This is a genomic window from Tenacibaculum caenipelagi (assembly GCF_004363005.1).
Classification (GTDB): domain Bacteria; phylum Bacteroidota; class Bacteroidia; order Flavobacteriales; family Flavobacteriaceae; genus Polaribacter; species Polaribacter caenipelagi.
Map to the genome: position 1 here is coordinate 13,153 of NZ_SNYH01000001.1, position 20,159 is coordinate 33,311.

The following is a 20,159-nucleotide window of genomic DNA, read 5'->3' on the forward strand; positions in this document are numbered from 1 at the left end:
AACCCTATCATTATGAAAAAAATACTTTTAAGTTTGTTTGTTGTAGCTCTTTCTACAAACATCAATGCCCAATTAAAAACACCAGCCCCTAGCCCTGCTTCTAAACTAGAACAAAAAGTAGGTTTAACCGATGTTACTGTTGAATATTCTCGACCAAGCATGAAAGGAAGAACCATTTTTGGTGATTTAGTTCCTTACGGAAAAGTATGGAGAACAGGAGCCAACGCTAATACCAAGGTTACTTTTAGCGACGATGTAACCATTGATGGAAAAACCTTGAAAAAAGGAACCTATGCTTTATACACTAAACCAGGTAAAGATTCTTGGGAAGTAATCTTTTATTCTGACGCTAATAACTGGGGAACTCCTGGAAAATGGGATGATACTAAAGTAGCAGTATCTACAACAGCTAAAGTTGAGACAATGTCTACGAAAATTGAGTCTTTTACTATTAGTATTGATGAATTAACTAACAATTCTGCTGTCTTAGGAATTTTATGGGAAAATGTATATGTTGGTGTAAAATTCAATACTCCAACTGATGAAGCTGTAGAGAAAAGTATTGCTCAAGTGATGGGCGGACCTTCTGCTAATGATTATTTTTCTTCTGCTGTATATTATTTACAAGAAGGAAAAGACATTAACAAAGCTAAAGAATGGATTAACAAAGCTGTAGATATGACTAAAGATAAACCTCGTTTTTGGTACTTACGTCAACAATCATTAATCTTAGCTAAAGCTGGTGACAAAAAAGGTGCTATTAAAGCTGCCAAAGCTTCATTAGCTGGTGCTGAAAAAGCAGGAAATGCTGACTATGTAAAAATGAACAAAGAGTTTATAGCAGAAATGAAGTAATCTAGTTATAAATTTTAGAAATAAAAAAGACTGTTTCATTTGTTAAATCTGTGAAACAGTCTTTTTGTTTTTACTTTATAATTCCTAAATGAATTATACGTCCACCTGACTGATTTACAGGATTTACACTTTTACCTACTACAATTCCTTTTTCTGGCGCGTAATATTTTTTAATTGTGTTACCAAACACATCTCTTAATGTTGCGATGTGATCTCCTTCTTCTACGATATCTCTTAAATCGACATGCACAGTTAACAAACCACCTTCTTGAGTGTATATCCAATAGGATTTTTTACAAACTACCGTATTTCTTTTTGATATTTCATATTCATCATCTGTTATTCCTAAATATGCCAACACATTGTGTACTCCCGAAAGCCCACTCTTAATAATTTTCTTCTGAAAGCTATGTGGATTCCCAACCTCAATAGTGATAGATGGAATCCCTAGCTCTTCTGCCGCACCTCTCAGGGTACCATCAGATGGTGGTGTATGTACTATGATTTCCGCATCTTGTAATAACGCTAATTTTTTAGTAACCTCATTATTCATATCACTTCTGATGTAAAATGAATTTACCCTACCAAAACTAGCGGTATGAAGATCTAATAGATAATCAAACTTTTTTACTACTAAATTCAAAAACCGACTGGCATATACTTCACTTGTATTTCCATTGTCTTTCCCTGGCATAATTCTATTAATATCAACACCATCACTAAAAACTCGGGTACCTCTAACAAATGAAGGCACATTTACAATAGGAATTCCAACAATAGTTCCTTTTAAATTATTTGTATCTAAATCTTTAAATAATCGTTGAATAACAGATATTCCATTCAGTTCATTTCCATGAACTGCCGCTGTAAGCCCTAATACAATACCGTCTTCTTTTCCTCTTGCAATCATAATAGGAATACACGTAGGAATTCCCAGTGCATTAGAAGTTACTTTTAACCAATAATTTTTTATAGAATTTGGTGGTGTCTGATTTACATCAAACTCTGTAATATACTCAATTTGGTGTCCCATAAATTTTAGATTTAGTACAGCTCATTTAATAAAGTACTATCGTTATTTAAAGAAGTAAATAGCTTCTTTTTAAATTTTTTGTTAGAATTAATTAAACTAATACACATTTTATCGATAGCTATGGTTGAAAGTACTGTTTGTATAAATGTTTCTATTAAATCATCTATTCCTAAACCTAGCTTATTATAATCTCTCCTATCCATAATCAACAGACGATTTGTGTCCGACGTCCATTCATTTTCTCCTAATTTGACCGATAAATTAGTTCCTAACATTTGCCAAGAATCTTTACTATTCTCTAAATCATTTACAAGAGGTAATAGTGCTCTTCTCGAATACATACACAAAGGTTTAATCCCATCTTTTGTGCTGCTTATCATCATACGAATATCTGATACAAAAGTTTCTCCTTTAGCATTTGGCATAGTACCAACATGATAATATTTACCCTTGGTACTTACTGAGCTCCAATTATAATTTCCTATTAAACTTTGTACAATAAAACGTTCGTATTCAATATCCAATTTCATAAACTCTTCCAATTCTTCTTCATTCACAATAGTGTATACTCCTTGACCTGCATTGCTGTAAGGTATTTTTATAACTGCTTGTCCGCCCATTTTTTTTACCCATAACGGAATTTCATTCTTACTAACGTCCCAAATAGTGTCTGGGGTATTAATTTTCATTCCGTGTTCTTCTAACTCTGTGTTATAAATATCATATGCTTTAGCAGCTACCATTTTATTTCTTCCTCCCGCTAAACAAGTAATGATCGGATTTAAAATCTTTGTTTTACTATTTACAGGAAATCTATTCCATGGTTTTTGAGTCACATATCTAAAAATACCTCGTAACGGAATCCATTCTTCATCTTGTTTCAAATAAAAGATTTCATTTTCAATTTTAATATGATTATTCTCCTTATTTGAAAAATACGGAACTAAAAAGATATTCTCTTTAAAAACATCTGCTATTACTGCCGCATACCCTGATGTTTCCATATAATTTTTATCATAAAATACCGCTAACTTACCATCTTTAACAAGCTTACGTTTTTTATCTAAAATAGGTTTAAAAGTTCGCTCTATTAATAAACGATAGGCACCATCTTCTTTATTATCGTCCAATAAAGGCATTGACTTTTGACCTGATGGACATGAATTATTTTCTATAATAACCATATTTTTATCTCCATCTGCCGATGTTGAGTTGATTAAATCAGCTCCTCCCCACAAAAAATACTTGCATTCATACGACAAAATCTCTCTTAATTTTTCAGGATTTACTTTGGGATGCAAGTGACAATATCTGGCAATAATTCGTTCTTTATCTAAGTTTAAAAAGAAGTTTACCATGGGGTGAATCGTGGCATTCAAGACTTTAGGATACCAATGGTTCTCGTTATTAAATGTATTTGGTTGTATAAGCTCTACTGCTTTCATTTTTGGTTTGTCTATTTTATTTTCTCTTAGGAATACGCTCTCTGTTTAGATTAAAAGTAAGAAAAAAATAAACAAAACACTTTTATGAGTATGAATTTATAAAGCTTCATTTTTAAACTATATCACACTCTTTATTCATTAAAAAATTATGATAGAATTAATGTAACAATTACCTTATTTACGATACTAATAGAGTAAAATAAAATCATGAAAAAATTAATCAGTAGAAAATCTTCAATTTTATTATTTGTTAGGAGCTTTAACAATTGCAACATCACAAATACTTACTCGTTATACTAAAATGTCAGATACAACACAAGGCTTGGGTATTGGTATAGGGATTGGTTTATTAGTTACTGCCATTGCAACTAGGACTCCAAAAACAACTTAATAGTTTTAAAACTTCTTCTAAAAACGGAGTACAACATTCACAAATAATTTAGTAATTTCGGTCTTCTAAATTGTATTGTAAATAATCCGATTAGTAAAATAAAACAAGCCTAGTGCTTAAACTTAATTTACAAGTATTTACATAACTAATAATTATCCATAAGGACTCCATATAATGAAAGTTTGTATCGCCGAAAAACCTAGTGTAGCCCGTGAGATTGCTAATATCTTAGGAGCTAGTACCAAACGAGATGGATATTTCGAGGGGAATGGCTATGCGGTTACCTATACTTTCGGTCATTTATGTACACTTTTAGAACCTAAAGACTACAAACCGCACTGGAAAAGTTGGGATTTAAATAACCTCCCTATGCTTCCTGAGCGCTTTGATACTAAGGTTACCAACGATAGTGGTATTCAAAAACAGTTTAAGATTGTAAAATCCTTATTTGAAAAAGCCGATGTAGTTATCAACTGTGGGGATGCTGGACAAGAAGGAGAGCTCATTCAGCGTTGGGTAATTAACCAAGCAAATTATAAAGGTAAAATTCAACGTTTATGGATTTCTTCTCTTACTGAAGAAGCCATCAAGGAAGGTTTTGACAACCTAAAAGACAACGATGATTACAACAATCTGTATTATGCAGGGTATTCACGTGCAATTGGCGATTGGTTGTTAGGCTTAAACGCTACACGCTTGTACACCGTAAAATTTGGTGGTTACAAACAAGTGTTATCTATTGGTAGAGTGCAAACTCCTACCCTAGCCATGTTGGTAGATCGTTATAAGGAAATTCAAAATTTTAAACCAGAACCTTATTGGGAACTTCAAACCTTATATCGCGATACGCTATTTAGTTGCGAAGAAGGTCGTTTTTTAAAAAAGGAAGAAGGGCAAGCGTTTGCTGATAAGGTAAAAGAAAGTGATTTTGAAATCACTTCGGTTACCAAAAAGAAAGGAAAAGAATACGCCCCTAAACTATTCGATTTAACAGGCTTACAAGTATATTGTAATAATAAATTCGGATTTTCTGCGGATGAAACGCTAAAAATTGTTCAGAAACTCTACGAAATGAAAGTAGTTACCTACCCTAGGGTTGATACTACTTTTTTACCAAACGATATATATCCTAAGGTTCCGAATATTTTAAAAGGACTAAAGCAATACGCAACCTTAACGCAACCTCTTTTAGGAAAAAAAATACGTAAGTCGAGTAAAGTTTTTAATGACAAAAAAGTAACTGATCACCATGCGATTATTCCTACAGGAATAGAAATCAACTTACAATATAATCAGCAGCAAGTGTATGATATCATTGTTCGCAGATTTATTGCCGTATTTTATCCAGATAGTGATATTTCGAACACTGCTGTGATTGGTGAAGCTGATAAAGTTTCTTTTAAAACTACTGGAAAAGAAATCCTTATCAAAGGTTGGCGTGAAGTTTTTGAATACGGAAAAGAACCTAAAAAAGATACCGAAAAAGATGTTTTACCAACGTTTACCAAAGGTGAAAAAGGTCCACACGAGCCCTCTTTTTTAGAAAAAGAAACCAAACCTCCTCGTAATTATACCGAAGCTAGTCTACTTCGCGCTATGGAAACTGCAGGGAAACAGGTAGACGATGATGAAATGCGTGAACTGATGAAAGAAAACGGTATTGGTCGCCCATCTACACGCGCAAGTATTATTGAAACTTTGTTCAGACGAAAATATATCGAGCGTCAAAAAAAATTAATCATTCCTACCAAAACGGGTATCGATTTGATTAATTTAATCGATAACGAACTACTAAAATCTGCAGAGTTGACAGGATTATGGGAAAAACGTTTAAAAGAAATTGAACGAGGTGAATACAGTGCTGCTCATTTTATTCATGAAATGAAAAAAATGGTAGATCGTTTGGTATATGAAGTACGTTCTAGCAACAAATCTGTACGATTATCTGCCGAAAAAAACATTTCTACAAATACAAATAAAACTAAGAAAAAGACCACTTTTAAAAAGAAAGAGGTCGTTGGTAAAGAATGTCCAAAATGTAACAACGGGCAATTATTAAAAGGAAATACTGCTTACGGATGTTCTTCCTATAAAAATGGATGCGATTTTAAACTTCCATTTGAATTTATGGATAAAAAAATATCTGAAAGTCAATTAATCCGTCTGCTTGATAAAGGTTGCACTACCAATTTAAAAGGCTTCAAACAAGAAAATAAAAAAGTAGAAGGATTGGTACATTTTGATGATAATTTCAATTTAAAATTTGAAGGTAAAAGTAACGTCATTGCGAATGAAATAAAGCAATCTTATGATAAACAGATTACTTCGTCGCAAACTCCTCGTAATGATAATGATAAAATTTCCTGCCCTAAATGTAACAAAGGAACCGTTTTAAAAGGTAAATCTGCCTACGGATGCTCAGAATATAAAAATGGATGTGACTTTGTGTTTACTTTTGAAAACATCAAAAAAAATGCCAATGGAAAACCATTGACAAAAGAATTAGTGTATAGTATTTTAATTTCTAAGTAAGCTCTTTATAATAATACTCAATTAGTTTCTCTGGATTTTTAATCGTGTTTTTAATCCATTTAAAATACAATTCCTTTTTCTCTACATCTGATAATTCCCAATCAATTGGTAACTTCTTCATACGAGTAGTAATATCTTGTAAGATAATTGCTGCTGCTACCGAAATATTCAAACTTTCAGTAAAACCTACCATCGGAATTTTTAAAAAGCCATCTGCTTCTTGTTTAATATAATCAGAAATACCATCTTTTTCAGTTCCAAAAACAAAGGCTGATTTTTTTGTTACATCAAAATCGGACAACACACAAAAATCCGTATGCGGTGTAGTTCCTATAATCTGGTATCCTTTTTTTCTTAAATCTTCTAAACATATTTTGGTGTTATCTCCATCTTCTTTAAAACGTTGTATATCCAACCATTTCTGACTTCCTTTAGCTACATGTCTTGATACTTTATTCGTAACCTTATTTTCAATGGCATACACATCTTGTATTCCAAAAATATCGCAACTTCTAACCACTGCACTTGCATTATGTGGTTGATAAATATCTTCTAACACCACTGTAAAATAGCGTGTTCGTTCATTTAAAACTCTATAAAAAGTCTCTTTTCTTTTTTCGGTAATATACCCTTCTAAATAAGCTAATAATCCTTCATCAATCATATAGCAAACATAGTAATTTTTCCTATTTTTAATCGCAAGGCGATAGCCAAGTATTTATTTTCTTAAACTTGCAACGAAATAGAGAATGCTTTTTAATAGCATACCTCATATCTTAGATTTAAGATTATTAATCTCTCAATTTTATCTATGAAAAAACGTTTAGTGGTATTAACAGGCGCTGGTATTAGTGCCGAGAGTGGTTTAAAAACTTTTAGAGATGCTGATGGCTTATGGGAAGGACATGATATTTATGAAGTAGCTTCTCCTGAAGGCTTTAGAGCTAACCCTGAATTAGTTTTAGACTTTTATAACCAGCGTAGAAGGCAACTTTTAGAGGTAACACCTAACAAAGCACATTTGAATTTGGCTGATTTAGAGAGCACCTTTGAAGTTAATATCATTACTCAAAATGTAGATGACTTACACGAACGTGCAGGTAGTACTAATGTATTACACTTACATGGTGAATTATTAAAAGTACGTAGTACAAAAAATGAAAACTTGGTATATTCTTGGAAGAAGGATATACTTTTAGGAGATGTCTGTGAAGAAAATGCACAGTTACGACCACACATAGTTTGGTTTGGAGAAGATGTTCCGCTACTAGAGAAAGCGGTTGAAATTACTTTACAAGCAGATATTTTGGTTATAATCGGAACTTCAATGCAAGTATATCCAGCAGCAAGTTTAGTAGATTATGTAACTTCAAATACTCCGATTTACTTTATTGATCCTAACCCTGCTGTAAACAAAAACGCCTTTAATAATTTAACTATTATTAAAGACGTTGCCAGTACTGGTACTGATACATTAATCAGTATGCTTTGATAAACTATAAAAGAAACTCTTTTTTACTCATTTAAAGCTTTAACCAGTCCTAAACATAATTTATCTATATTTTTCTTTTGCCTGTGAAAAGCTGACACATTAGATAATATTATAACACCATTTTCACCATCAACATCTAATGCCATAGAAGAAGAATACCCTCCAGTTCCTCCATTATGCCAAATAAAATCCTCTCCCTTTCTATTTGTTATAATGTGCCAACCTAAACCAATAGCCATGTTTTCATTTATCTTAAAAGTTGGTTGTTGTGTAAGCTTTAATTCTTTATTTTCTTTTTTAAATTGAGCCTTACCAAATTTAGCTAAATCATTTACTGAAGATAAAATTCCACCAGCACCTACAAGCACATTCATATCCCAGTTCTGAGTTTCCTTTCCCAATTTATTTAACCCTTTTACAAGTTTATCTTTTACTATTTTTCTATCTGTAGTTGAACTTGTCATCTTATATTTTGAAAAAATTTTTTCTTGTACTAGTGTTTCATAATTAGATTTAGATACTTCTTCAAGTATAAAACCAAGTAAACCTGCTCCAAGATTTGAATATCCATATTTAGCTCCTGGTTTTTGTTTTAGTTTAACTTCTTGTGTCAAATACTGTTTTAGCTTTTCTAAATCGTAATTTTTATATGGATTTTTTTTATCAACCACTAATAAATTTAAATTTGAAGGTAATCTTGGTAAACCTGAAGTATGATTAACCAATTCTTTAAAAGTAATTTTTTGATCTGTTCTTATATTAAATCCCAAATATTTTTGTACGTCGGCAGTTAACTCTAATCTATTTTCTTGAACAAAATTTGTTAATAAAGTTGCAGTAAAAACTTTACTGATAGAACCTATTTCAAAAACTTTTTTACTGTTCTCTACTTGTATTATAGTATCGTTTACTCTTTTTAATCCTACAAACTTGGTTTTTCCTTTCTCAATAATAGCTATTGAAAATTCAGACTCATTAGGAAACACTTTAACTTGTTCAAACAACAATTCAGCTTCCTTAGCTTTAAGTGCTATTGATTTAAAATAATTTCCTTTTTCTGCTATTTTTACTTGACCTCTTATATGACTTGCTAATAAGAATATGACTACTAATACAAATTTCTTTTTAAATACAATTTTCATTATCCTTATTAATCCTTTGAGGTTAATCTATCGAAATATTCGTATAATTCTCCTTTAGAAATGTTGCTTCCTTTTTCAATTAAATCAAACAATTCCACATTTCTTTCTTCTTGATACGCTTTTGATCCTCTTAAAAATTCTATAGCTTCATCTTGTGGATTTTTTAATAGCCATTCAAACCCTTCTTGTTCAAGTACGTTTACTTCTTTATCTATTGTTATAACAATACGATGAATTTCTTTTTCATCACATTTAAATAAATTGACCACTTTTGGAGAAAAATGCTCTAAATAGTTCGTTTTGGTAAGTACATCGTCCCAAACGACATCACTAAACACATTCATTTCATCTTCAGCTACATGGGGCTTCTCTTTTTTTAACTCATCCCATTCATTTTTATCAATGTTTTGTGAAGCTAAAAAACGTGCAAACTCCTCATGTAATCCTTCAAACTGCTCTTTTGTAAGTTGTCTATATTTCAAACGTTTAAATTTTTGTAATTGATTAGCTCTAGCTTTATTCATTTTCTTTAATTAGAGCTACACTATCTTGTTTTGCTTAATCCCTCTATGAGAGTTTCATTTGGCAATTTTAGTAATAAATTGGGGTTAGGGCAATTTTGTTTGTAAAAATCTAAGGTCTTTTTTGAAGATACTCCTGGATAATCTCCATAATAATCTTCTATATCTATAATTAATTGAAAATGTAAATGTGTCGCATAATCTCCATTGACAGAACTATCACCTAAAGTTCCTATTTTTTCTCCTTGTCTGAATTTTGTCCCAACTTCTAAGTTTTTTAACGATTCTAAAGATAAATGACCGTATAATGAATAAAACTCATTTCCTTCAATTGAATGTTTAAGAATAATCGTTGGACCATAATCTCCATAGTTTGTATTATTTTTAAAACTATGGATTTCTCCATCTAACACAGCTAAAACATCAGTATCAGCATCACACCACAAATCAATACCTAAGTGAATATTTCTTTGGTTTTCTTCTGACAACTTATTAAAATGCTCACTTCTACTATAAATATCTCTTTGCTCTAAATATCCTCCAAAAGCAACCTTTTTTTTATGCTTTAAGAAAAAGCTTTCTAAATATGCTTCCCATTCTTTTGATGAAGAAACATCAAAAACTAAGTCTTTGTTTGATGCCACTATAGAAATTGGAATGTATTCATCAAAAGATATATTGGTATTAATTACATGCAATGGGACTTTGGATATGTTTTTTAAGAAATCTATCATAAACTAATTTATATATAAAGTAAAAGAGTAACCAAAGATAATTGATTACTCTTACATCTGTAAATTACACAAGTTTTTCTATCGTGTCACAGTTCCACTAATTTCTCTAACAGGCCCTGCTCCCATATCAAATGTTACATGATCTTCTGCATCAGACGGAACACCATGAGCTAAAGGTTTTAATGTAAATGGACTTGGACTGTTATCAGGATCTGGTTCAACAGATATAACCGCAGTAGTTCCCCTTAAATCTGTAGGAAAAGTTAAACCTGCTGGTGCATTTTGAATAAAATCTTCTCCTGGAAATGCAGGTCCATTATTTACATCTCCCTTAAAATTTGTTGTTGCTGCATTATCATCTGCCATAGATACATTAGTAAACGTTCCTGTGCTAATTGGCATCCCATTCATAATTACCCATCCTTCATACTTCCATCCTGCTGGTAATGTTGGTAATGATAATCCTGTTGCTGGAGTTCCACTCGCTAAATCTAAAAACCAAATACCACTTCTCTCATTATTATTCATTCCGTCTGTTGGTGTAGCCAAAATATATTTTCCTGCCGAATTTGAAAAATCTCCTACCATTCCTGTTGAAGATATGTTTGCTGAACTTCCTGAGAAATCTCCTACTAGAATTTTAGTAGCCGCAGGTGCAGGATCAGGATCGTTTGATGGTTCAATAGATAGTACAAAAGTAGATGCTGCAGACAACATATCTGAATCTACAACAAAAGAAGATTGTGATAGCTGTCCTGAATCATTTACACTAAAAGTACCTGTCGAAACAGGGGATCCACTGACAATAATCCAACCTTCGTAAACGAAATCCGATCCTAAATTTTCTAAACCACTAATATTTAAACTTAGGTTTGAAGTTCTTGGTGCATTATCGTCATCATCGTTACAAGCAACAAAAGTTAACGCGCTTACTGTCACTAATATTAAAAGTATTTTTTTCATTGTTTTTGTATATTTTGATTTTTACAAAAACAAAGTTATTTTTCTATTTCCTTATAAAATGTTAGCTAGCTTACACTTATGCAATTTTTTCGAGTAATCTTATTTCTTTTCGGTTAAAATCAATTATTCTTTCTTGTTTTAACTCATTCAACAAAGTATTTAAAGTAGGTCTTGAGGTTCCAATTAATGTTGCTATATCTTTTTGTGTATATGGATGTTCTATTACTTGATCTCCTGTTTCTTCACATTCATGACCATATTCTTCACAAAGCTCCTTAAAAAACTCAAGTAAACGAGTACGTGTATCTTTGAATAATAATAGTTGAAGTCTTCTTTCTAATTTTTTCATTCGTAAACCTATGAACTTATAAATCTTAAAGCTAACAGATACATTATCTCTCATTAATGAATACATTGTATCTCTTGATACTGGACAAATTTCTGTAGCATTATCAATTGATTGTGCAAACTCATTTCTTTTGTCAATCCCTAAAATAGCTTTCTCTCCAAATATCTCTCCTTTAGTTAAAATTGCTTTGATAATTTCTTCTCCCTCTTCTGTATAGTAGCCTATTTTTACCTTTCCTTTATCTATTAAATAAATTTTGTTTGCAGCATCTTCTTCAAAATAAATATAATCCTTCTTTTTATACTTATTTAATGTATGATCTTCCTTGTAAGCAGGATATTTATGTGGGCATAATATTTTAAATAAATTAACATCCTCAAAATACCAAAGTGCACTCATAGTTTTTACTTTTAAATTTAGGTCGAAAGAATAGAATCTTCTTTACAAAAAAAGCTCTGGGATTTTCCAGAGCTTTTTTTTATTTACTATCAAATTTTATTTGATTAGTCATTTTGCTTTTTAATTAAATTTAGAGCAGAACCTTCTTTATACCATTCAATTTGCCCTTCATTATAAGTATGGTTTGCAATAATTGTGTTTTTTGAACCATCTGAATGAACCACTTCAATCGTTAATGGTTTCCCTGGAGCAAACTCATTTAAATCTAAGAAATTGAATGTATCGTCTTCTTGAATTAAATCGTAATCTGCTTCATTTGCAAACGTCAAACCTAACATTCCTTGCTTTTTCAAATTTGTTTCATGAATACGTGCAAACGATTTTACTAATACAGCTGCCACTCCTAGATGGCGAGGCTCCATAGCTGCATGCTCACGTGAAGAACCTTCACCATAATTGTGATCTCCCACTACGATAGTTTTGATTCCTTTTGCTTTGTACTCACGCTGCACCTTAGGTACTGCATCATACTCACCCGTTAATTGATTTTTCACAAAATTTGTTTGCATGTTATAAGCATTCACTGCTCCAATTAACATGTTATTCGAAATATTATCTAAGTGTCCGCGGTAACGTAACCAAGGTCCAGCCATAGAAATATGGTCGGTAGTACATTTACCATGTGCTTTTATTAATAACTTCGCTCCATTAATTGTGTCACCAATTGGCTCAAACGGAGTTAATAATTCTAAACGCTCTGAATTAGGGTTTACAACTATTTCTACATGACTTCCGTCTTCTTCTGGTGCTAAATACCCATTATCCTTAACTTCAAAACCTTTAGGCGGTAATTCCCATCCTGTTGGTTCGTCTAATTTTACTTCTTCTCCATTTTCATTGATTAGCGTATCGGTAATTGGATTAAAATCTAAACGTCCTGAAATAGCAATGGCTGCGGTTAATTCTGGTGAGGCAACAAACGCGTGTGTATTTGGATTACCGTCTGCTCTTTTAGCAAAATTACGGTTAAACGAGTGTACAATACTATTCTTTGGTGCATTTTTAGGGTCACTATATCTAGCCCATTGTCCAATACATGGTCCACATGCATTGGTAAATATTTTAGCATCTAATTTTTCAAAAAGTTCTAAAATACCATCCCTTTCTGCTGTATAACGAACCTGTTCTGAACCTGGATTAATTCCTAATTCAGACTTGATCTTTAATCCTTTATCAATTGCTTGTTGCGCAATAGAAGCCGCACGTGATAAGTCTTCATAAGAAGAGTTCGTACAAGAACCTATTAACCCCCATTCTACTTGTAATGGCCAATCATTTGCTTGAGCTTTTTCTGTCATTTCTTTACCTACCGAAGTAGATAAATCAGGAGTAAAAGGTCCATTTAATAACGGTCCTAATTCTGATAAATTAATTTCAATAACCTGATCAAAATATTGCTCAGGGTTTGCATATACTTCGGGGTCTGCCGTTAAATATTCTTTAATCTCATTTGCTGCATCTGCTACATCGTTTCTATCGGTAGCGCGTAAATAACGCTCCATAGATTCATCATATCCAAAAGTAGAGGTGGTTGCTCCTATTTCAGCTCCCATGTTACAAATAGTTCCTTTACCTGTACATGACATTGCTGTTGCACCAGGACCAAAATATTCTACAATTGCTCCTGTTCCTCCTTTTACTGTAAGAATTTCAGCAACTTTTAAAATCACATCTTTTGGAGCTGTCCATCCTGATAATTTTCCTGTTAATTTGACACCAATTAACTTTGGAAATTTTAATTCCCATGGCATACCTGCCATTACATCTACTGCATCAGCACCACCAACACCAATAGCTACCATTCCTAATCCACCTGCATTTACAGTATGAGAATCGGTACCAATCATCATTCCTCCTGGAAAAGCGTAGTTTTCTAATACTACTTGGTGAATGATTCCTGCTCCTGGTTTCCAGAAACCAATACCATACTTATTAGATACAGATTCTAAAAAATTAAAAACTTCACTACTAACATCATTTGCATGTTTTAAATCTGTAGCTGCTCCATCCTTAGCTTGAATTAAATGATCACAATGCACAGTTGTTGGTACGGCTACCTTTGTTTTACCCGCTTGCATAAACTGTAACAACGCCATTTGTGCAGTTGCATCTTGACAAGCTATACGATCTGGGGCAAAATCAACATAATCTTTTCCTCTTTGAAAAGTTTTAGTAGGTGTACCATCCCAAAGGTGCGTGTATAAAATTTTCTCTGCTAATGTTAAAGGTTTGCCAGTAATTTTGCGAGCAGCATCTACTCTTTCTGCCACTTTACTGTATACCTCTTTTATCATATTAATATCAAAAGCCATATGTATTATTTTTGTTTAATGCACTAATTTACCAAAAAATAATAGCATAAAATATAGTTATTATATAATTATAATAAGTTTAAATAACTTTTTTCTATTGTTTAATTTTTTTAGTAAAAAAATAAAGCCCGAGTTTTCACACGGGCTTTTATATTCTAGTAAATAATTTAAATTAAATTACTAATTGCTTTTGAGATGGTTTAAACTTAGTTAATACAATACCATCAACAGCTTTTTCGTATTCTTCCATCGTAGGAGTTCTTCCTAAAATAGTAGATAATACTACAACTGGAGTAGATGACAATAAAGATTCTCCTTTTTTCTCTCCAGAATCTTTTACAACTCTTCCTTGGAATAATCGTGTCGAAGTAGCCATTACAGTATCTCCTGGTTCTGCTTTTTCTTGGTTACCCATACATAAGTTACAACCTGGACGCTCTAAATACAACATGTTTTCATACTTCGTACGTGCTGCCCCTTTTGGTGCATTATCATCAAATTCAAATCCTGAATATTTTTGTAATACTTCCCAGTCTCCTTCTACTTTTAACTCATCAACAATGTTGTATGTTGGTGGAGCTACTACTAACGGAGCATTGAATTCTACTTTACCTTGTTGCGCTTCAATATTTTTCAACATTTGAGCTAAGATTTTCATATCTCCTTTATGAACCATACAAGACCCCACGAAACCTAAATCTACTTTTTTAGTTCCTCCATAGAATGATAATGGTCTAATAGTATCGTGTGTATAACGTTTAGAAACATCTTCGTTATTAACATCAGGGTCAGCAATCATTGGTTCAGCTATTTCATCTAAATCGATAACAACCTCTGCATAATATTTAGCATCAGCATCTGGTTTTAACGCTGGTTTGATACCTGTTTTAACCTCTTGAATTCTAGTATTCGCTTTGTCAACTAAACCTTTTAATACTTGCTTTTCATTATCCATTCCTTTATCAATCATGATTTGGATACGATCTCTAGCAATTTCTAATGATTCAATTAATGTTTCATCTTCTGAAATACAAATAGAAGCTTTCGCTTTCATTTCTGCAGTCCAGTCAGTAAATGTAAATGCTTGGTCAGCAGTTAAAGTACCAATATGTACTTCAATAACTCTTCCTTGGAAAACATTTTCTCCATCAAACTGTTTCAACATTTGCTGTTGAGTTGCATGCACTACATCACGGAAATCCATGAAACTTCTCATGTTTCCTTTAAAGGTTACTTTTACAGATTGTGGAATTGGCATAGTTGCTTCACCTGTTGCTAAAGCTAATGCTACAGTACCAGAATCTGCACCAAAAGCAACACCTTTTGACATACGTGTGTGAGAATCTCCTCCAATAATAATATCCCAATCACTTACTGTAATATCATTTAATACTTTATGAATTACGTCAGTCATTGCAGGATATTGTCCTTTTGGATCACGACCTGTGATTAAACCGAAATCGTTCATAAACTTCATTAATCTTGGAATGTTTGCTTTTGATTTATCATCCCATACTGAAGCTGTATGACAACCTGATTGATAAGCTCCGTCCACTATTGGAGAAATAACAGTCGCTGCCATCATTTCTAACTCTTGAGAAGTCATTAACCCTGTAGTATCTTGAGAACCTACAATATTCACTTCTACACGTGCATCAGAACCTGCATGTAATGTTTTTCCTGGAGTTGTTCCTACCGCATTTTTGTTGAAGATTTTTTCAACAGCAGTCAATCCTTGACCTTCAATAGAAATTTCTTTAGAAGTAGCATATACTTGAGGAACTTCGATTCCTAATACCTTAGCCGCAAAGGTTTGCAATTTTTTACCAAAAACAACTGCATAAGATCCTCCTGCTTTTATAAACTCCATTTTTTGTGGAGTTAATGCTGCTGAAATATCTTTTAACTCTTTATCTCCGTTATATAATTTCTTAGTTTTTGTATTAATAGTTAAAACAGTTCCAGTTTCAACAGAATATTCTTGCTTTAAAATAGGTTCTCCATCTTCATCTACAATCGTATTACCATTAGCATCTTTTTGTTTCACCCAGTTTTTAAGATCGATACCAATACCACCTGTTACCCCAACTGTAGTTAAGAAAATTGGTGAAATTCCATTAGTCCCTGCAATTACTGGTGCAATATTGATAAATGGGACGTATGGACTAGACTCAATACCTGTCCATAAAGCAACATTATTTACACCTGACATTCTTGAAGACCCTACTCCCATAGTTCCTTTTTCAGCGACTAACATCACACGTTTGTCTGGATGCTCTTCTTTCAATGCTAGCAACTCTTTTTGCATATCTTTATTATGCTCAAAAATAGACTGTCCATGTAGCTCACGATCAGATCTAGAGTGCGCATCAGCACCTGGAGATAATAAATCTGTAGAAATATCTCCTACTCCAGCAATATAAGTAACTACATTAATTTCTTCTTCTATTTCTGGTAGCTTTGTAAAAAATTCTGCTTGTGCATAACTTTCTATAATTTCTTTTGCTATTACACTACCCGCTTTATAAGCTTTTTCTAAACGCTCAGTATCCGCTTCATATAAAAACACCTGTGTTTTCAATACTTTTGCTGCTTCTTCAGCTATAGCAGCATCGCTACCTAAAGCTAAATCAAGTAAAACTTCTATAGAAGCTCCTCCTTTCATATGCCCTAATTGTTCAAAAGCAAAAGCTGGTGAAATTTCTTCAACTACTGATTCACCAAGAATAATTTCTTTTAAAAATTTTGCTTTTACCCCTGCAGCACTTGTTGTTCCCGGTAAGGTATTATAAATAAAAAACTTAAGAGAATCTTCTCTGTGGGGATTGTTTACATCTTTAATTTGTGAGATAATTTCACTCAACAATTCCGAACCATCAATAGGTTTAGGATTTAAACCTTGTTTTTTTCGTTCTTCAATTTCTTTAATGTAATCTTCGTAAATGTTCATAAATAAAAAATCTTTTCAGCTTTAAGGCAGTTTTGTAAACAGCAATTATTTATAATTGCTTTTCTTTTTCCCGCCTAAATAAAATTGTAACGGTTTTATTTGTAGGAATTGCACTTAAAAATGCAAATCTACTTGTGCAAAAAATACAATCTACAACTAAACCAAATGAAGAAGTTTTAATTACTAACTTTTTGTAAGAATCTAAAGCTTTCTTAAATAGTTTACACAAATTTACACTTGCTTTACTTCTTTAAATTATATTGATAACTACCATTAAGTATTAAGTAATTATTCTCTATCACAACTATGTAAAAACATAGGAATAATTATGCTATAGTTGTTAATTTTTGCAGAGCAAAACTACAATTTTAAAACGATATTAAAAAATAATCAATACATTATCAATATCACTGAATTTAATTCAAAAAAATATTTGAAATTTAATTTTAACTCAACAAAAAGGTTAAAAAAAGTTAAAATTTTAACAAATAAGCAAAATAGATTAGATTACTTATTTGTTAAATTGATTATAATTATTCTAAATAAGAAGTAAAAGAAAAAAGCAGACCCATAAGCTGGATTCTGTCCCTCAAAAATGAGGTTCTTATCATTTATCTAGTTCCGAAATTACTTACGGAATCAATCTGCCTACCCCTTAGAATCGCGCGAGTAACGCTCAAGCTCTAATGTACATGGCATTGCACCGCATAGAGTTTACCTGGTTTCACTACAGCATTACCTGTACATACTTTCTGTTGCACTTGTCCTCGGTTTACACCGGACGGATGTTATCCGCTATGCTACTCTATGGTGTCCAGACTTTCCTACTTATATTAATATAAGTCGATAAGATAGGTCTGCTCTTATTTTATTTTTACAAGGTTCATACCCTCATTCATAAAAAAACCCACTCAAAAGAATTGAGTGGGAAAATTGCTATGAAAAAGAAAAAGTGTCTAGAACGTCTCCTAGACACTACAAATATATAAACGTTTTTTAATTAAAAAAAATTTTATTTAAAAAAAATTATCTTTTTTAAGTTTTATTTAAGAAAACATGTCTTTAACTTTCTCAAAAAAGGATTTATCTGACTTCTGTGGGTTCGGGCTAAAGTTCTCGTCCTCTTGCATTTCCTCAAAAAAACTACGTTGTTCTTTCGATAATTCTTGAGGTGTCCATACATTAATATGAATTAAGAAATCTCCGTGCCCGTAACGCTCTATACTAGGCAAACCTTTTCCTTTTAATCGTAAAATCTTACCTGATTGTGTTCCAGCGTCTATCTTTATCTTTACTTTTCCTGTAACAGTTTCTATTTCTTTTGATGTTCCTAAGACAGCTTCAGAAAAATTAATGTACAAATCGTAATGAATATTACTTCCCTCTCTTTTAAGAGTTTCGTGAGGAACTTCTTCTATTAAGACTAATAAATCACCTGGAATTGAATTTTTACCAGGTGCTTCATTTCCTTTCCCTCCTACTTTTAATTGTACTCCTTCAGTAACCCCTTCTGGAATATTAATAGAAACGGTTTCTTCTTTTATCACCATTCCTTGCGCATCAGCTCCACTAGGCTTTCTATCTAACATTTCTCCTGCTCCATGACAAGTACTACAAGTAGTAGCAGTTTGCATTCTACCTAAAATAGTATTGGTAACTCTCATTTGTTGCCCACTACCATTACAAGTTGAACACGTTTTATAAGTTACTCCTTCTGCTTGAACTTTTCTACGAACTTTTACCTTCTTCTCAACTCCTTTAGCTATTTCTTCTAAGGTAAGTTTTACACGAATACGTAAGTTACTTCCTTTAACTCGTGCTTGACGACGATGACCACCGCCTCCAAAGCCTCCAAAGCCGCCACCAAAAGCACCTCCGAAAATATCACCGAATTGGCTAAATATGTCATCCATATTCATACCGCCGCCACCAAAGCCTCCGTGACCACCTTCAAAAGCTGCATGTCCGTACTGGTCGTAACGAGCTTTCTTATTCTCATCACTCAATACTTCATAAGCTTCAGCTGCTAGTTTGAATTTTTCTTCAGCATCTTTATCATCAGGATTCTTATCTGGATGATATTTGATTGCCATTTTTCGGTATGCTTTCTTTATTTCAGCCTGTGATGCCGATTTAGATATACCTAATATTTCGTAATAATCTTGTTTTGCCATAATTTTCAATGTTCAATTATCAATAAACAGTTATCTCAACTATTTTTATTAAACAACAACCAATAATTGTATTAATGATAATTGTTTTACGCTTGCCCCATTACTACTTTAGGGTGACGAATTATTTTATCTCCTAACTTATACCCTTTTTCAACACAATCGATAATCTTTCCTTTTAAATCATCTGTCGGTGCTGGTATTTGTGTAATTGCATCGTGAATTTCTGCATCAAAATCATCACCAGGCTTCACTTCTATCTCTGTTAATCCTTTTTGAGTTAATGTACTTTTAAACTTATTGTTAATAAGTTCCATACCTTTAAACAATTCAGTATCCTCAGACTTTTTAATTTCTGCCAAACCTCTGTCAAAATCATCCATAATTGGCAGTAAAGCTGTCATTAATTCTTGACTAGCAGTTTTAAAAAGTTCAATACGTTCTTTAGAAGTGCGCTTTTTATAGTTTTCAAACTCAGCAAATAAACGTAAATATTTATCTTTTTCTGCTTGAATCAACTCTTCTGCTGTTGGTTCTTCTTTTGCCTCAACCTCTTTATTTTCTTGAGTTTCTTCTTGATTCTCTCCTAACTCGCCATTTTTAACAGCGTCATTAATTTCGTCTTCTTTTGTATATTGATCTTTACTCATTGTAAATCGTTTCATGTATTTTACATCTTTTGACTAACAATAATACTGCCAATAAAAAAATAGTGTCATAATGACATTGTACAATATCCCTCTTATTTAGGACACTTAAATTTAACATATAAAAGTATGCTTATATTTTTTTAAGATATTTCAATACCAT

The 20,159-nt window shown here is 32.4% G+C and carries 15 protein-coding genes and 1 other RNA gene; 3 read left to right on the top strand and 13 right to left on the bottom strand.

All coding sequences use genetic code 11. From position 1 onward, the window contains the following. The first annotated feature begins 12 nt into the window (after nt 1-12). On the top strand, nt 13-855 hold the full coding sequence (locus DFQ07_RS00075) for a DUF2911 domain-containing protein (RefSeq protein WP_133534251.1): 843 nt from the start codon (nt 13-15) through the stop codon (nt 853-855). A gap of 70 nt (nt 856-925) precedes the next feature. Here DFQ07_RS00075 and DFQ07_RS00080 read toward each other — a convergent pair whose 3' ends face one another. Further along, nucleotides 926-1,888, bottom strand: coding sequence for a succinylglutamate desuccinylase/aspartoacylase family protein (locus DFQ07_RS00080; protein ID WP_133534252.1), 963 nt, complete (start codon nt 1,886-1,888; stop codon nt 926-928). An 11-nt stretch (nt 1,889-1,899) separates the two neighbouring features. Continuing rightward, nucleotides 1,900-3,333 carry an ATP-grasp domain-containing protein gene (locus tag DFQ07_RS00085; protein ID WP_208107657.1) on the bottom strand — a complete coding sequence of 478 codons (1,434 nt, stop codon included), beginning with the start codon at nt 3,331-3,333 and terminating at the stop codon, nt 1,900-1,902. Nucleotides 3,334-3,898: 565 nt separating this feature from the next. Here DFQ07_RS00085 and DFQ07_RS00090 point away from each other — a divergent pair. Beyond that, entirely contained in the window at nt 3,899-6,256 is a 2,358-nt protein-coding gene (locus tag DFQ07_RS00090) for a type IA DNA topoisomerase (protein WP_133534254.1), read from the top strand. On the opposite strand, the gene DFQ07_RS00095 is transcribed toward DFQ07_RS00090, so the two are convergent. Continuing rightward, entirely contained in the window at nt 6,249-6,920 is a 672-nt protein-coding gene (locus tag DFQ07_RS00095) for a TrmH family RNA methyltransferase (protein WP_133534255.1), read from the bottom strand. The genes DFQ07_RS00090 and DFQ07_RS00095 overlap by 8 nt on opposite strands. Before the next feature lie 147 nt (nt 6,921-7,067). On the opposite strand from DFQ07_RS00095, the gene DFQ07_RS00100 reads away from it, so the two are divergent. Further along, complete coding sequence (locus DFQ07_RS00100) at nt 7,068-7,748, top strand: SIR2 family NAD-dependent protein deacylase (protein ID WP_133534256.1); 681 nt, start codon at nt 7,068-7,070, stop codon at nt 7,746-7,748. 23 nt (nt 7,749-7,771) lie between these two features. On the opposite strand, the gene DFQ07_RS00105 is transcribed toward DFQ07_RS00100, so the two are convergent. From DFQ07_RS00105 to DFQ07_RS00150, 10 genes are all read right to left on the bottom strand, one after another. Beyond that, nucleotides 7,772-8,890: a serine hydrolase domain-containing protein gene (locus DFQ07_RS00105; protein WP_133534257.1), complete on the bottom strand. Its 1,119-nt coding sequence runs from the start codon at nt 8,888-8,890 to the stop codon at nt 7,772-7,774. An 8-nt stretch (nt 8,891-8,898) separates the two neighbouring features. After that, nucleotides 8,899-9,414, bottom strand: coding sequence for a DUF6495 family protein (locus DFQ07_RS00110; protein ID WP_317126674.1), 516 nt, complete (start codon nt 9,412-9,414; stop codon nt 8,899-8,901). 20 nt (nt 9,415-9,434) lie between these two features. After that, nucleotides 9,435-10,145, bottom strand: coding sequence for a peptidoglycan DD-metalloendopeptidase family protein (locus DFQ07_RS00115; RefSeq protein ID WP_133534258.1), 711 nt, complete (start codon nt 10,143-10,145; stop codon nt 9,435-9,437). Between the two features lie 78 nt (nt 10,146-10,223). Beyond that, nucleotides 10,224-11,108: an anti-sigma factor gene (locus DFQ07_RS00120; protein WP_133534259.1), complete on the bottom strand. Its 885-nt coding sequence runs from the start codon at nt 11,106-11,108 to the stop codon at nt 10,224-10,226. A gap of 76 nt (nt 11,109-11,184) precedes the next feature. After that, nucleotides 11,185-11,856: a Crp/Fnr family transcriptional regulator gene (locus DFQ07_RS00125; RefSeq protein ID WP_133534260.1), complete on the bottom strand. Its 672-nt coding sequence runs from the start codon at nt 11,854-11,856 to the stop codon at nt 11,185-11,187. 104 nt (nt 11,857-11,960) lie between these two features. Further along, nucleotides 11,961-14,228 (bottom strand): aconitate hydratase, encoded by a 2,268-nt coding sequence (locus DFQ07_RS00130; RefSeq protein ID WP_133534261.1) that lies wholly within the window; start codon nt 14,226-14,228, stop codon nt 11,961-11,963. Nucleotides 14,229-14,400: 172 nt separating this feature from the next. Continuing rightward, nucleotides 14,401-17,178, bottom strand: coding sequence for a bifunctional aconitate hydratase 2/2-methylisocitrate dehydratase (locus tag DFQ07_RS00135; protein WP_133534262.1), 2,778 nt, complete (start codon nt 17,176-17,178; stop codon nt 14,401-14,403). A 555-nt stretch (nt 17,179-17,733) separates the two neighbouring features. Continuing rightward, an RNA gene (gene rnpB / locus DFQ07_RS00140) (RNase P RNA component class A) lies at nt 17,734-18,042 on the bottom strand. Nucleotides 18,043-18,224: 182 nt separating this feature from the next. Beyond that, the gene (dnaJ, locus tag DFQ07_RS00145) at nt 18,225-19,352 is read right to left on the bottom strand and encodes a molecular chaperone DnaJ (RefSeq protein ID WP_133534263.1); all 1,128 of its coding nucleotides are present in this window, start codon (nt 19,350-19,352) and stop codon (nt 18,225-18,227) included. Between the two features lie 86 nt (nt 19,353-19,438). Then, entirely contained in the window at nt 19,439-20,014 is a 576-nt protein-coding gene (locus DFQ07_RS00150) for a nucleotide exchange factor GrpE (RefSeq protein WP_243743902.1), read from the bottom strand. Between the last annotated feature and the right edge of the window lie 145 nt (nt 20,015-20,159).